This window comes from Nocardia sp. NPDC058176, assembly GCF_042883805.1.
Taxonomy (GTDB): Bacteria; Actinomycetota; Actinomycetes; order Mycobacteriales; family Mycobacteriaceae; genus Nocardia.
This window is the reverse complement of sequence record NZ_JBHVVA010000007.1, coordinates 93,903-106,780: the sequence shown is the minus strand read 5'-3', so window position 1 is coordinate 106,780 and position 12,878 is coordinate 93,903. Positions and strand designations below refer to the sequence as shown.

Sequence of the window (12,878 nt, the reverse complement as noted above, 5' to 3'; positions counted from 1 at the left end):
TGTGAGGAGGCAGACGATGCGAGAGAGTGATCCGACCGAGGCAGAGCTTCGGCAGAATTTCGAGGAGATGCTGCATTCGGTGCTCACCGGGGGCGGCATCCACTCGGAGACCGGGCTGGACATGAAGACCGAGGACGCGCTGTGGGAGGTGGCACGCGCCTACCCGAATGTGCCGGACGCACTGGTCGACGCGGCCCGTACGGCGTTCGCCGGACAACTCGACGGTTCCACCGCCCGCGAACGCGAACAGGAAATGGCCCGCAGGTTCGCCGAGTTCGAGCGCAGGCGGCCCGGACGATGAGCGTCGCGGCCCGGCTCCGGACTGCTGATGTCATGGTGGTGACCTAGGGTGGGCGAGGTGGACCGTAGGCGTGCCCTGACCGACGATGGAATCACCGTGATCGCCACCCGCCTGCGCGCACTCGACGGCGCGCGCCCGGTGGACACCCTGTCGGAGCTGGCCACCGAATTCGGTTGGCGGGTGATCAGCACCTACGCCGAAGGGGCCCTGCTCGACATCGGCCTCGGCCCGGCCAGCGGCAGACTCTTCGCCCGCGACGGCCTGATCGTCGACATCACCTTGTGGATCACCAAGGGCGTCCCGCGCGACAGCGAGGGCCGATCCTGGACGCGCGACATGTTCGCGCGGACAACAGCGGCACTGAGCGCGATTTTCGGCGATCCGACCGAGCGGAACCCCGGCCAGGTCGCCTCGATCCGCTGGGCGGGACCGGCGAACACACTGGTCCTGCGCGATGTGAACGGCTCCCTGCAGCTGTCGCTGCTGGACAACACCTGGTTGGCCGAACAGGACCAGGCAACTGCCCTCGACGCGCAGGAGCAGCGGTGACCAGCTGGACGACGCTGGCGGACGGTTTGGCGCAGGAGCTGGCCGGATTGCCGGCAGGCGCGATCGTCACGATCGTCGAATCGCGCCCGGATCGCACCGCCAGGTTCGCGCAGTTCGTCCAATCCGAGGATGCCCTTGCCGCGGAGCTGGTCGACGACGACGCCCTCGATGTCCCGTTGCGAGCGGGCGACTCGGGCACGACCGTGATCCGCGCGCTCGGTTGGCATGAACGCGATCGCTACCACGAGAACTGGTGGCTCGAATTGCCGTGGCCCGCGACCTCTGCCGACTACCGCCGTCTCGCCGACATGGTCGTGCGCGGGTTCGGTGAAGGTTTCGGCCTGCCGGGGCCGGATACCTTCGTCTACGACGCGTGGAACGAGCGCACTGGCAACAGCCCGATCGAACTACCACTGCTCGGCCTGCGACAAGAGGGCTGAGCTGATCGATGAGAACCAGATGAGGGGACTTCCGAAGTCATGACAAGCGGAAGCGACCAGCTCCACCAGGAGTCCTCGGCACCGGATCCTCGAGTCGAAGACCTTGACACACAGCAAGATCCGGCACCTGAGGCAGATGTGACCGAAAGCTCGCCGGACACCGAGTCCGATGAGCCCGACGTCGGCTTCACTCTCGTCGGCCAGCTGCCGGAGCCCGAGGATCCCACCGAACGCGCCAGAAAGCTCGTGCATCAGGTCGCCCGGGACCTCGCCTCGCTGGCTCCGCAGGGTTGGCAGCGCCTGGATGCCGCCTTCGCCATGACGGTGCGCTCACAGCACTCGCTCGTCGTCTTCTCCGCCGACCAGCAGGAACCTGTGCAGGTCACGCCGCCGCCGGAGATCATCGAGTTGGTCTGGGAGCATCGGACGCTGTCGGCTCAACTCGGCGACGGACCCTGGTGGCGATTGCTGCTCACCCTCTCGCGCACCGGTGAGATCAACGCCGACTACGACTACGGTGACGAGCCGTTCCCCGCCGAGCAACTGTTCGCTGCCGAGGACTATCGCGCCGATCTCGAGACGTTCCCCCGGGATTCGGTGCCGGTGTGGTTGTCGGCCTATGCCGCGCACGCCGACAAACAGGTCCGTGCTCCGCGCACCGCGGCGGAGCAGGCTCGGGTGGATCGGCGAAACGACGTGCGCGCCCAGGTTTCCGAGGCCGGTCTTCCCGCGCTGCCGCTGATGGCGGCGCGCTGGGCGGTGTTGGCGGCGGCGTTCGTCGCGGTCGGCTCGGAGCTGGGGCCGAGGTCGCTGCCGGCGTTGAACTGGTTCGAAGGAGCAAGGGGCAGCGGCAGTTCGCTCTATCTGCTGCCCGGGGGCCGCGCGGTGTTGTCCGGCGGGGTCTGGGACGCACCGGAACTCGTCGCCGCGTACGCGGCAGGCGGCCCGCCCACCGCGCTGTATTCGGGTGCGCCGTCCTGGGTGGCGGCGCAGGTACTGAATCATCGTGCGGCAGGCGGGATGCTGTCGTTCTGCTACTGGTGGTCGGATGGCCGCTGGTACCAAGGGGATTCGCCTACCGCTGATCGCATCGCCGAGGCGGTGCCGGGCATCTGGAGCTCCGATGTCGTCGCGGAGATCGTGACCAGCCTGCTCGGTGCGCAGGCGACCGAGCATCAGCGCGCGAGCGTGGAGTCGCTGGTCGCCGCGGCCGAAGGCGGTGTCCTCACCCGCGACTCCGTCGTCGAAGTCTTCGCTGATGGTGATGTTTTCGATGTCGACAGCGCCTATTTCTCGCTCACCGTGGCCGGGGTGACCGCACAGGCACCGGAGCCGATGCGGCCCGATGACGCCATCGCCGCGGTTCGTGCCCACCTCGACGACACGGCAGCCGATACCTCCGCGTACCCGCCGGAGGAGTTGCACGCCGAACGGATCAGCGTCGGCTGGATGGTGTTCGTCCCGGTGGCACCCGGCGAGCTGGCGATCGGCCGGGCGATCTACTACGTCGCCGATGATGGTGTGCTGGAACGGTCTTCGTCGGCGGTCGCGCCGTCGGTGTTCGCCGAGGAGTTCGCCGAGAGCTTCTACGCACGGCATCGCTCGGTCATCTGGTCCTGATGCGACGTCGGGCAGGGAACCCTATAATCGTTAGCAAGATTTAAGAAGGATGTCGGCGTGCTGTAAGGCCCGGTCGCGAAGGTTGGCTGGAGCAGCCGTCGAAGTGCCGGCGATGAGGAGGGGCGTGCGCGGATGGGTACCCCGATGGACGACTGGAAAGGGCTCAAACAGCCCGGTTCGCTGAAGCTCGAGGACGACATCGCGACCAAGGCAGCGGGGCTGTGCGCGGACCTGCTCGACATCATCGCGCTCGTCGAAGGCAAAGCGGGCGAGGTCAGTTCGATGCCGGGAGCCGGCGGCGGGGCCCAGCTGTTCGGTAATCTCCCGTCCGGGCAGGCGCTCACCAGGGAATTCTTCAAGGTCGGTACAGAGTTCAAGGACGAGATTCTCCGGGACCACAAACAGGTGGTCAACGATATGGCGCTGTCGTTCCTGATCGCGGGGAACAACTACAAGAACGTGGACACCGACTCCAAGGCCGAGCTGACGAGAATCCGTGAGGCGGAGAAGGTCCCCGACGGAATCGCGCATGCCGAACAAAGTTGGGGCCCTATCTCCCGCACTCAGGACGGGTGGGCGGACGACACCAGAAAACCTCCGCAGAACCGATATGAGAAAGCCGAACAGAACAAAGGCGGCGAGTACGGTGGACTGCCACAGAACGTGAGCGGACTGCCAGAAGATATGCGGCAATCGGTTGTCATCACGGGTGAGGCCGGTACGTCGTTGGACTATCCAGCGCTGTACGAGTTCGGCAACTCGCTGCTCTGGTCGGAATGGATTCTGTACCAATCGTCGGACTGGCATCGCATGTCCACGCAGCTGGGGCGCGGATTCGGCGACTTCGACAACCAGATCAAGGGCCTCGTCGACAGTGAGCAGTGGACCGGCCACGGTGCCGGCGCCGCACGAGACGCGGTGCACCGCTACGCGGGCCGCGGGATGGCGCTCGTGCGCGCCATGACAGTGCTGAGCGACAACCTTCTCGACGCCTACAACTGGGCTTCGACCACCAAGGCGAACATGCCGACCAAACCCGCGTCCGAGGTCAAGGCCGAGGACCGTAAGTCCTGGGAGACCCATTCCCAGGGAGTCTTCAACAACTGGTGGCGGCCGGGCGTCGCGGCATCTGGCAGCCGGATCCCGATTCTTCCCGGTCCCGCCGGGATCCAGAAGGTCAACCCGAACGAAAAGGGTCCCGGCAACGGCCCCGGCGCCACCTCTCCAGGCAGTGGTCCCGGCGCAGGCGGTGGAGGCACCGGTGCCGGAGGTGGCGGCGCTGGCGGCGGTGCGCAGGACAAATCCGCAATGGCAGCCCAGCTCAAGGCCCAGCAGGACGCGGCGCACTCCCAGCAGATGGCCGCGCTTCGGCAGGCCGACGAACAGCGCAAGGCCCAGGAAGCGGCCCAGAAGCAGGCCGAGCAGCGAGCCATCCAGGCCGCGGCCCAGCAGAAACAGCAGCAGGCGCAGGAGAGCGCCACTTCCGCCCTGTCCCAGGCTGCCCAGCAGGCAGCCTCGCAGGCCCAGTCGATCGGTGAGCAGATCGCGAGCGCGGCGGAATCGGCAGCGGCCCAGGCGCAGCAGGCGGCGAGCCTGGCCGGATTGAGTGGAATACCCACTACCGGTGCGGCTTTAGACGAGGCGGCCAAGAAGCTCGGGCTCGCCGGTGCCAAGGGCGGTGGCGCCGGAGGTGGGGGCGGCGGTGTCGGCGGCCCGAAGGTCGATCCGGCCCAGAACATGGAGAAGGCCTCGAAGCTGTTCCCGCGCGCTTCCGCGGCGGCCGAGTTCGCCTCTGCGGCTGGTAGAGCCGGGCTGGCGGGTGCGGGTTCGGGTGCGGGCATGCCGATGGGCGGACCCATGGGCGGTGGCGGTGCCGGTGCGGGCGCCGGTGGTCAGCAGAAGGACCACAAGCGCGCCGACTTCCTGGATTCCGTCGAGCATTTGGAAGAGGCGATCGGTGAAGCGCAGACTGTGGTGAGGCCGGTCGTCGAGAAATGAACCGCACCTGGAACCTGACCGATCTGGAGTTCTTCTCGCTGTGGGAGTGGGCAACCTCCGAGGGGCCGCCGTGGCCGTTCTTCTGCGCGACCAGGGAGCTGGATTTCGACGAGCTCGCGCGGCAGAAGAACGCCGCTCTCGCCGGTCTGCGTCGAGACAACGCGGAGTTCGTCCACGTCGTGCTCGAGGCCCTGCTGCGCCCCGACATCCAGATCATCGTCCACGCCCACGACGGTGTGGACGACATGAAGGTCGATTCGCTGGTCCGGATCATGGCCTGCAGGCGCGGCGACAATGGCTATGTGGTGCGCCAGTTGCCGGACGAAAGTTACTGGCACAGCGGTGGTTACGTGATAACCGAGTGTGACGCGGTGAGCCTGGCGAACGTGCTCATCGAGCAGATCCCGGCCAATGAGGCAGGCCGCCATGCCGACTATGTCCTCGGCGCCGAGGACAAGTCGCACGAACTGGACTACTCGTATGCCGTGTCGGCGGTGCACGATTCCTTCGACGACCCCGCTCCGCTGCGGGCCAAGCAGTTCGAATCCGCGCCGGTGGAACGCATCGGGTCGGTGGAGATCATCCAGGGACAGTCGCGGTTCGGCCCGCGTGGGGTCACCCGGCACAAGCTGACCTGGCGTGATCTGACCGACGACGGGCGGTACGTGATCGCCGAGGAAGTCCCGCGCGTGGCGACCGGTGCCGATGCCAAGCGCTTCACCGAGATGCTCAACCGGCGCATCGCGGCCGTGGTCAGAGCGATCAAAGACGAACGAGTCCAAGGGGTTTGACATGGGTGAGAATCTGAGAGGGATGCCGACGACACCGCCGACGGCGGAATTTCCCGCCGAGTTCACCGCCACGTCATTGACCGGTTCGATTTCGGTCCGTACAACAGAGAACGGTCTGCCGCTCGGTCTCGTGGTCGACGCCGACCAATTGCGTCGTGACCCGGCAGCTCTGGCCGCCGAGATTCTACGACTGTGCAAACAGTCCGCGAACCGAGCCGGGCTGGCTCGGCGAGAACAATTGCGGCAGGCGGGGTTTACTTCGGAGATGCTCGCGCTCACCGGACTGCCCACCGAGGAGCAGGTGGCGGCCAAGGAGATCCTCGACGAGCAGGATTACGACACGGAACCGCAGAGCTGGCTGCGATCGGTCTGAGCGGTAACGGATTCGGGAGGCGACATGGTCGAAACGATGGACGAGCTCATCGCTCGGGTGCAGAGCCAGCTGTACCGGCTCACCGATCTCCAGGACGCGACGAACGGGATCCTGGTCACCGAGACCTCGCCCGACGGTGCGGTGACCGCGCAGGTGGACGGGAACGCGGCACTGGTCGGCCTGAGTTTCACCCCGGCGATCGCGAAGCTCTCGCCGGCCGAGTTCGAGCGGACGCTGGTCGATACGGCCCGCACCGCCGCGCATCGGGCATTCGCGCAACGCGGTGGGCTGATCACCGCATTCAACGAAGGAATGGATTGACATGAGCCACTTCGAAGTTGTTCCGGAAGCTCTGCGCGCGTATGGCGGGGAATCGGCGGCCATGGCGGCCGGTGTCGCCGCGACCGCCGCAGTGGACCAGGCCGTGACGATGGCGGCGGTGGTGCCGGTCTTCGGCCTCATCGGGCAGGAGTTCCTCGCTTCCTTCGCCTTCGCGCAGGCGAATCACCTGCAGTCGGTGGGGGAATTGGCCGCGGTGCACGCCGGTACCGCGTTGACCGCCGTGCAAGGCGCCGCCCACTACGAGGGTGTCGACGGTGCGTCCGGGGCGGACATCGGAACGGTTCGCACACAGTCATGACGACGCCAGGAGCCATTCCGCCGCTCGGCGCGGATCCCTTGGATTCCTCGGTTCTGGAATTGCTGCGCGGCAGTTCGCTGGCCCCCATGCTCGACATGCCGGTCAACGACGTGCTGCACTCGATGGGATTACCGAATCTCCCGGAGGTCCCGGCCTTCATCCAGTTGCCGGAACTGCCGCCGTTGCCGACGATCGATCTCAGCGCGCTGATGAGTCCGCTGACCGAATTGGCGTCGGCGTTCGGCACCGGTCAGCTCGGCACCGGTGCGGCGACAACGAACGGTGACGGCACCACCTCCCAGGCGATGGATCCGACCGAGCTGCTGTCCAATGTCGGCACGGTCATGCAGACGGTGATGCAGGTCGGCTCCTCGGCACTGCAGACGGTGATGTCGTTGTGGCAGGGCATGGCGGCGATGGAGGCCGCGCAGAAGGCGGGCGAGGCGCAGAAGGACGCGGGCGCGCTCGCGGCCCAGAGCACCCAGGAGAAGGCCGTGCTGGCCGGTGGCGCGGCCAGTGTGGCCACCGGTGCCGCGCTGATGGCGGGAGTCCTGGCGAAGTTCTCGACCACGATGGCGATGGCACCGCTGTTGCTCGCCACCCCGATGGGCGCGAGTTTCCTCGTGGCGTCGGCCGTTTCCTCGACGACCGAAGCGTTGGCGGTCACCGCCAAGACCAAGACCGAATTGCTCGGGCACAGCGGCAACATGACCGCCGCGGGCCAGAAGGTGCCGATCACCAACGCACCCGACGGTGTGCAGTCGATGGAACAGTTGTCGCAATTGATCAGCATGATCACCCCGCTGATCTCGACGGCCTCCACCGCCGCTCAGTCGCTCGGCCAACTGGCCGCGGCGAACCCGTCGCTGCTGTCGCCGCAGCCGATCGCCGAGGTCGGTGAATCCGGCGAAGCCAAGAGCGCCGACGGTGTGGGGACCGGCGGCTCGGGTGGCGGCGGTGGCGGAGCCGGGGGTCCGGTGGGAAGTTTCGGTGCGGGCGCCGCGCCGTTGAGCCCATTCCCCGGAACCCGTGCTGCCGGTGGTGCGCTCGGCTCGTTGAGCGGCCTCGCCGGCTCGAGCGGTTCGAGCGCGTCAGCGGCATCGGGCGCCGCGGTCGCGACCGGTGGCACCACCGCGACGGGCACCGGGGGCGGTCCGATGCCGATGGGTGGCATGGCAGGCGCCGCGGGCCTGGCCCGCGACGGCGAATCCGCGACCGACGACGCGGTGCGCGGTCAGCTGGTCACCGGCCACCACGGTGACGAGGTGGTCGGGCAGATCGAGGGTGTGTCGCTGCCGGTGGTCGGCGCGGCCGAAGCGGCTCCGGAGCCCCCGCCGGACAAGGAACTCACGCTATGACGCAGGTTTCGGACAGCACACAGGAGACTCCCATGGACGAGGCAACACCCGAGATGTACGACGGCGTGCAGTTCGACGCCGCGATCGCAGGTCAGGCGTCATCCGGTCTGGACGCGCTCGCCGAACGGCTGGCGGCCGACCTGCACGCGGCCGAGCAGGCGCTCACCATCGCGCCCGCCGGTGCCGACGAAGTGTCGGCCCGTTCCGCGCAGACCGCGAACGAGGTGGCGTCGTCGTATCTGACGAGCGCGCAGGCGAGCGTGGAAGAGATGCGCAAGCTGTCGGCCACGCTGCGTCTGCAGTCGAATCGATTCGGCGCCATGGAGAGCGACAACGCGGCCGGTTTCGGCGGCACGGGTGCGCAATCGGCCTGACTCGTCGGATCCGCGCAACGCGAAAGGTGTTCTACTGCAATGATCGAGCCGCCGCAGCCTGGGTTCACCGGCGTGGTGTGGTCGGCGCGCCCGCCGGAGAAGCTGGCGCGCGACCTCACCTCGGGTGCCGGTTCTGTGCCCATGGCGGAGGCGATCGGCGCGTGGACGCGACTGGCCGCGTCGTTCGGCGCCGCGGTGCTGGAATACGAGAAGGTGCTCGCCGACCTGCGTGGCGCCTGGCAGTCCGGACGCAGTGACGATGTCGTGCAACGGGTGACGGCGTTGCGTGACTGGCTGCTCGAGACCGCCACTGCCGCGGCCTCGAACGCTGCGCGGCTGCAAGCGCAGGTCGCCGCGTACGAGGTGGCGCGGTTGTCGATGCCCAATACCGCCGATATCGCAGCCATACAACAGGTCCAGCGCATGCTCGAGTCGATGACCGGCGCGCTCGGCGCACCGATCCAGGCGGTCGCCGCGGACTCCGATGCCGAGTCCGATGTCGCCAAGGCCGTCGCATCGCGGGTGATGGAGAACTACGAGAAGGCCACCGAACCATTGGCCTCGCCGTGGCAACACCAACCGCCGCCGGTCATCGCGCCCGCACAGGCACTGACGGCCGAGCGAGCGCTCGTCTCGCCGGAATCGGCCGCCGCGGCCGCACGGGGGGCGACGGGCATCGGCGCGATCCCCGGCATGCCGGTCATGCGGGCGATGCCCCGAGTGCTCACCGCCTACAACACCCCCGTGTACGCGCAGTCGGCCACGACCGCGGAGGTCACCCGGCCCACCCCCGTGGTCGCGCCGGGTGCGGGCGGTCACGCGGCGCCGATCGCACCGGGGATGATGGGCCAGAACGCGGGCGCGCAGGACGCCCCACGGTTCCCGCGCGCGAGCCTGCCCGAGGGCAGTGATCAGTTCGGTCTCGAAGGTGAGATCCGTGCGGCACCAGCTGTTTTGGGCGACACCGGCCACGCCGCGCGCGCCACCACCGAGCAGACCGGAGCGCAGTCGGGGGAGAACTCGTGACCACGCTGACCAACGATGCGCTGCTCGCGGTCGCCGACCGGCTCGGCGTGCAGACCCTGCCGCTGGCGTTGGAGGTCGGGCACCGGCAGGATTCCTACGACGCGTGGCGCCGCGCCCAGGAACAGGCGGTCGCGGGCCTGGTCGAGGACGGCCTGCTCGCCGCCGACGGCGAAGTCGACCCCGATCTCGCCGCCGCCATGTTCGTGCTGTCCCAACCGGATCGCGAACTGACCGCGCGCGTCTACACCGAGCAGGACCGGCGACGGGTGTGTGTGACCCGGCGCGGCGACGCGCACGCGGTGGCCGTCCGTTCCGGTGACAGCTTCGATGTCACGACGGTGTGGTGCGACGGTTCCGCCGAGGAACTGGTCCGGCCACTGCTGTCGGCGCTCGGCCGGCACGAGCCTGCCCAGGTGGCCGGATTCAGCGCGCCCGCGGACGAATTGGCGCAGCGACTGAACTCGCCGGGGACCTCGTCGGAGTTCGCGGACTCGCTGTACGCGATGGGCGTGGCCGATCGGGACGCCACCGTCCTCGGCCTGGCCTTCGCGTCCTGTACGGCCTATACCGAGATCGTCGCCTACACCCATCTCGACGGAGCGACGACCCGCGCGCCGGGCGCCGTCGCCGTCTACGACACGGGCCGCGGCCGTATCGTCGCCGCACCCATGGTCTCGCCGGATCGCCGGATCTGGTCGACGGTCACCACGGGTACCGATCATCGGGTGACCCAGGCGGTCGCGACGCTGATCGAGGGACTACCCGGGGGGAGGTGGATGCCTCCGTAGTTCCGTCTCGCAGTATCGGTTGCTGCTCTACCTCAGCGCGAAATCGTCCGTGATCCGCGCGTGCACACAAGTCTGATGAAAGGTTTCACTATGTCTTACACCACTCTCGGCGGCGGCTCGGGCGACACCTTCGGTGTCGACGAGGCGGGCGTCGACAATGTCGTCAGCCGCATGGAGGACTCGATCTCCACGATCAAGACCTCGATCAACCAGATCGATGAGTCCGTGCAGGCCGTTGCCGCGGGCTGGCAGGGTGAGGCGCACGGCCAGTTCAAGACGGCTGCTGCCGACTGGCATCAGGAGGTGATCGATCTCAACGAGAAGCTGGATCGGCTTTCGCAGGCAGTCACTTCCGGCAAGAAGACGATCGTCGGCTCCGATGGCGAAGGCCTGTAGATCCCCGAGACGCCATTCACGACAGCCCATTCACCAAAGACTGAGGAATAGATCATGACGATCCAGTACAACTCCCCGAAGATCACCGAAATGGTGGGCGACCTCAATCGCTACGGCTCGAACATGAAGGAGCAGATCGGCGAGCTCCATGGCGCTGCTGCCGCGTTCCGCGACAGCCTGCAGGGTCAGCAGGCGATCGACAACTTCGACAACGCGCACAAGAAGCTCACGGGCGAGCTCGAAGATACGCTGACGAAGCTGGACAACCTCGGTAAGAAGGTCGAGAACGCGCTCGGTCGCGCGATCGAGGCCGACGGCAAGGTCGGCGACGGCTTCGCCGACTTCTGATCAGCACCGCGTCGCCTACGACGAAACGGTCCGGCCGGAATCGGTGAGATTCCGGCCGGACCGTTGTCGCGTCCGGCCTACCGCGCCGCGAGCGATTCGCCGATGTAGTGCATCTCCTCTGGCGTGGTCACCATGTTCACCGTCGCGCTGGCCGCCGCGGTGCGCACCGTGATCCGGTTGGGCGCGTGCGGATCCTGGATGAGCGTGACATCGGCATCCACCGAACCGGCCGGGTCATGGGGGGCGCGCACGTGCACGATCGTCGCGCCACCGGCATGGGCAGTCGGTTCGATGCCGTCGAACACCAGCACCGTGGTGCTCGGGTACGGCGCCTTGGGCGCGGGCGGCGGTCCGGGCGGGTGATAGCTCGCACCCGCCGAGCGTGGGGCGAGCGAAAGTACCTGGGGTGAGTCGAGATTGACCACCATCGAATGCCAGGCCTCGGGCCGGGCGGTGTGCACGATGGCGTGTGCGCCCAGTGCCGTGGCCCGCAGGATCACCTGCTGGGCGAGGTCGAGGTTGCCGATCACCTCGAGGTGGCGGGTTCCCGCGCCGATCAGGGACACCGCGATGCCCTGCCCGCGTTCGTCCGCGCCGATCAGCTGTCCGCAGCCCGCCGTCGGTACCGCGATGTCGGTGAGCGCTGCCGTGGTGCCCCGATAGCCCTGTCCGCCTGCCCATTTGCCGTCGGATCCGACCGGCAGGGTGTCGAGCAGCATCCGCAGGTGTCCGCCGGGGATGTCGCGCAGGCCGCGCAGCGGTATCTCGGTGGGCTCGATGTCGGTGTCGAAGCGCACCACCGCGTTGAGCACCACGGTGCCCGCGTGATCGCTGCGCTGATCGTGCCGCTCGGCGCCGGGACGCAAGCGCAGCGTGACCGTGGTCGACAAGCTGGGCACCGCCCAGATATCGGCGAGACCGCGCGTCGCGACCAGTTCGGCACCGATCTGGAACTGGGTCAGGCAGCGACCGGTGCCGGACAGCAGTGCGGTCGGTGTTTCCTCGAGCTGGTCGATCTCGAAACCGTGCGTGAGTTGTCTTACCGCACTGTTTATTTCGGTCGAGGTGAGCACCGAGGCCGAGATGTCGCGGGCGGCCAGCCGGTTGGCCACCCGTCTGGTGGCGATGATGGCGGTGCGCAACGCGCCCTCGGCGCCGCCGCCGCGCTTTTCCACCGCCTCGGCATTGGCCAGCGGATCCATCCGCAGTACCAACCAGAGGGTGCGGTGCGCGATCGCGGGCAGCGGGCCGAGGATCCGGTCGTAGAGGTGCGAGGCGATCCCGGTGCCCGCGGTTCGCGCGCCGGTGGACAGTACATCGATGCCCGCGAGGGTGATGTCGAATTGATCGAGGCAGCGGGCGATTTCGGTGAGCGGCAGCAGTTGGTCGGTGCTGAGCGAACCACTGCGCAGCAGGGTCAGGGTGTCCGGCGGCGGGTCGATCCGCAGCATGGTCAGCAGCAGATCGCCGTCCCAGCGCACGCCGCAACTACCGCCCTCGGCGAGGGGCACATCGAAGGCGGGTGCCAGCGCCAACCGTTCGGCGGCGGCCGCCGAACTCCGGTTGCCGGCGAACCCGGCGGCCATCCGGCCCGCCGTGGTCGCGCCCCGAACCGGGACGAGGCCGATCAGACCGATGCCGACACCGGTGCCGACCGCCCCCCAGACCGAATCGGTCAGCACGAGCACGATCCAGGCGACGGCCGCGGCGAGCAGGCCGACCGCGACCACCACTCGCAGCGGAAATATCCGGAACAACCAGAACTCCGGATCGCGCAGAGTGTCATAGGGGGAGGGCCGGTCGCGGCTCTCCCCGGCACCGGTTTCCCGGCCGTTCATCGTGTTGTTCACCATCGTTGTCCCTGCTCGGTGTGCAC

At 67.9% G+C, this 12,878-nt stretch carries 16 protein-coding genes; 15 read left to right on the top strand and 1 reads right to left on the bottom strand.

What is annotated here, in order from left to right:
• Window positions 1-16 precede the first annotated feature (16 nt).
• From ACFVVM_RS28700 to ACFVVM_RS28630, 15 genes are all read left to right on the top strand, one after another.
• Window positions 17-301 carry a hypothetical protein gene (locus tag ACFVVM_RS28700; RefSeq protein WP_387624593.1) on the top strand — a complete coding sequence of 95 codons (285 nt, stop codon included), beginning with the start codon at window positions 17-19 and terminating at the stop codon, window positions 299-301.
• A 57-nt stretch (window positions 302-358) separates the two neighbouring features.
• On the top strand, window positions 359-850 hold the full coding sequence (locus ACFVVM_RS28695) for a DUF6301 family protein (RefSeq protein ID WP_387624590.1): 492 nt from the start codon (window positions 359-361) through the stop codon (window positions 848-850).
• Window positions 847-1,290: a hypothetical protein gene (locus tag ACFVVM_RS28690; protein WP_387624588.1), complete on the top strand. Its 444-nt coding sequence runs from the start codon at window positions 847-849 to the stop codon at window positions 1,288-1,290. The genes ACFVVM_RS28695 and ACFVVM_RS28690 overlap by 4 nt, the downstream gene beginning before the upstream one ends.
• Window positions 1,291-1,428: 138 nt before the next feature.
• A complete protein-coding gene (locus ACFVVM_RS28685) occupies window positions 1,429-2,910 on the top strand; it encodes a hypothetical protein (RefSeq protein ID WP_387624586.1) in 1,482 nt (493 codons plus the stop codon).
• Between the two features lie 132 nt (window positions 2,911-3,042).
• Window positions 3,043-4,908 carry a hypothetical protein gene (locus ACFVVM_RS28680; protein ID WP_387624583.1) on the top strand — a complete coding sequence of 622 codons (1,866 nt, stop codon included), beginning with the start codon at window positions 3,043-3,045 and terminating at the stop codon, window positions 4,906-4,908.
• Complete coding sequence (locus ACFVVM_RS28675) at window positions 4,905-5,699, top strand: ESX secretion-associated protein EspG (protein ID WP_387624581.1); 795 nt, start codon at window positions 4,905-4,907, stop codon at window positions 5,697-5,699. Before ACFVVM_RS28680 ends, ACFVVM_RS28675 begins: the two co-directional genes overlap by 4 nt.
• A gap of 1 nt (window position 5,700) precedes the next feature.
• Window positions 5,701-6,072 (top strand): hypothetical protein, encoded by a 372-nt coding sequence (locus tag ACFVVM_RS28670; RefSeq protein WP_387624578.1) that lies wholly within the window; start codon window positions 5,701-5,703, stop codon window positions 6,070-6,072.
• Window positions 6,073-6,096: 24 nt separating this feature from the next.
• Window positions 6,097-6,393, top strand: coding sequence for a YbaB/EbfC family nucleoid-associated protein (locus ACFVVM_RS28665; protein WP_387624575.1), 297 nt, complete (start codon window positions 6,097-6,099; stop codon window positions 6,391-6,393).
• A 1-nt stretch (window position 6,394) separates the two neighbouring features.
• Window positions 6,395-6,712 (top strand): type VII secretion target, encoded by a 318-nt coding sequence (locus ACFVVM_RS28660; protein ID WP_387624572.1) that lies wholly within the window; start codon window positions 6,395-6,397, stop codon window positions 6,710-6,712.
• Window positions 6,709-8,070, top strand: coding sequence for a hypothetical protein (locus ACFVVM_RS28655; protein ID WP_387624569.1), 1,362 nt, complete (start codon window positions 6,709-6,711; stop codon window positions 8,068-8,070). Before ACFVVM_RS28660 ends, ACFVVM_RS28655 begins: the two co-directional genes overlap by 4 nt.
• Before the next feature lie 32 nt (window positions 8,071-8,102).
• A complete protein-coding gene (locus tag ACFVVM_RS28650) occupies window positions 8,103-8,444 on the top strand; it encodes a PE family protein (RefSeq protein ID WP_387624567.1) in 342 nt (113 codons plus the stop codon).
• A 39-nt stretch (window positions 8,445-8,483) separates the two neighbouring features.
• Window positions 8,484-9,470 (top strand): PPE domain-containing protein, encoded by a 987-nt coding sequence (locus ACFVVM_RS28645; RefSeq protein WP_387624563.1) that lies wholly within the window; start codon window positions 8,484-8,486, stop codon window positions 9,468-9,470.
• The gene (locus ACFVVM_RS28640) at window positions 9,467-10,258 is read left to right on the top strand and encodes an ESX secretion-associated protein EspG (protein ID WP_387624560.1); all 792 of its coding nucleotides are present in this window, start codon (window positions 9,467-9,469) and stop codon (window positions 10,256-10,258) included. The genes ACFVVM_RS28645 and ACFVVM_RS28640 overlap by 4 nt, the downstream gene beginning before the upstream one ends.
• 90 nt (window positions 10,259-10,348) lie before the next feature.
• Window positions 10,349-10,654, top strand: coding sequence for a WXG100 family type VII secretion target (locus ACFVVM_RS28635; RefSeq protein ID WP_387624558.1), 306 nt, complete (start codon window positions 10,349-10,351; stop codon window positions 10,652-10,654).
• A 54-nt stretch (window positions 10,655-10,708) separates the two neighbouring features.
• A complete protein-coding gene (locus ACFVVM_RS28630; protein ID WP_387624555.1) occupies window positions 10,709-11,002 on the top strand; it encodes a WXG100 family type VII secretion target in 294 nt (97 codons plus the stop codon).
• 77 nt (window positions 11,003-11,079) lie between these two features.
• On the opposite strand, the gene eccE is transcribed toward ACFVVM_RS28630, so the two are convergent.
• Window positions 11,080-12,855 carry a type VII secretion protein EccE gene (eccE, locus tag ACFVVM_RS28625; RefSeq protein WP_387624553.1) on the bottom strand — a complete coding sequence of 592 codons (1,776 nt, stop codon included), beginning with the start codon at window positions 12,853-12,855 and terminating at the stop codon, window positions 11,080-11,082.
• Window positions 12,856-12,878: the final 23 nt, after the last annotated feature.

Coding starts and splice junctions, on each gene's coding strand:
- ACFVVM_RS28680 (WP_387624583.1), top strand. CDS start 3,043: ATGGGTACCCCGATGGACGACTGGAAAGGGCTCAAACAGCCCGGTTCG.
- ACFVVM_RS28700 (WP_387624593.1), top strand. CDS start 17: ATGCGAGAGAGTGATCCGACCGAGGCAGAGCTTCGGCAGAATTTCGAG.
- ACFVVM_RS28655 (WP_387624569.1), top strand. CDS start 6,709: ATGACGACGCCAGGAGCCATTCCGCCGCTCGGCGCGGATCCCTTGGAT.
- ACFVVM_RS28630 (WP_387624555.1), top strand. CDS start 10,709: ATGACGATCCAGTACAACTCCCCGAAGATCACCGAAATGGTGGGCGAC.
- ACFVVM_RS28645 (WP_387624563.1), top strand. CDS start 8,484: ATGATCGAGCCGCCGCAGCCTGGGTTCACCGGCGTGGTGTGGTCGGCG.
- eccE (WP_387624553.1), bottom strand. CDS start 12,855: ATGGTGAACAACACGATGAACGGCCGGGAAACCGGTGCCGGGGAGAGC.
- ACFVVM_RS28665 (WP_387624575.1), top strand. CDS start 6,097: ATGGTCGAAACGATGGACGAGCTCATCGCTCGGGTGCAGAGCCAGCTG.
- ACFVVM_RS28650 (WP_387624567.1), top strand. CDS start 8,103: ATGGACGAGGCAACACCCGAGATGTACGACGGCGTGCAGTTCGACGCC.
- ACFVVM_RS28675 (WP_387624581.1), top strand. CDS start 4,905: ATGAACCGCACCTGGAACCTGACCGATCTGGAGTTCTTCTCGCTGTGG.
- ACFVVM_RS28670 (WP_387624578.1), top strand. CDS start 5,701: ATGGGTGAGAATCTGAGAGGGATGCCGACGACACCGCCGACGGCGGAA.
- ACFVVM_RS28635 (WP_387624558.1), top strand. CDS start 10,349: ATGTCTTACACCACTCTCGGCGGCGGCTCGGGCGACACCTTCGGTGTC.
- ACFVVM_RS28660 (WP_387624572.1), top strand. CDS start 6,395: ATGAGCCACTTCGAAGTTGTTCCGGAAGCTCTGCGCGCGTATGGCGGG.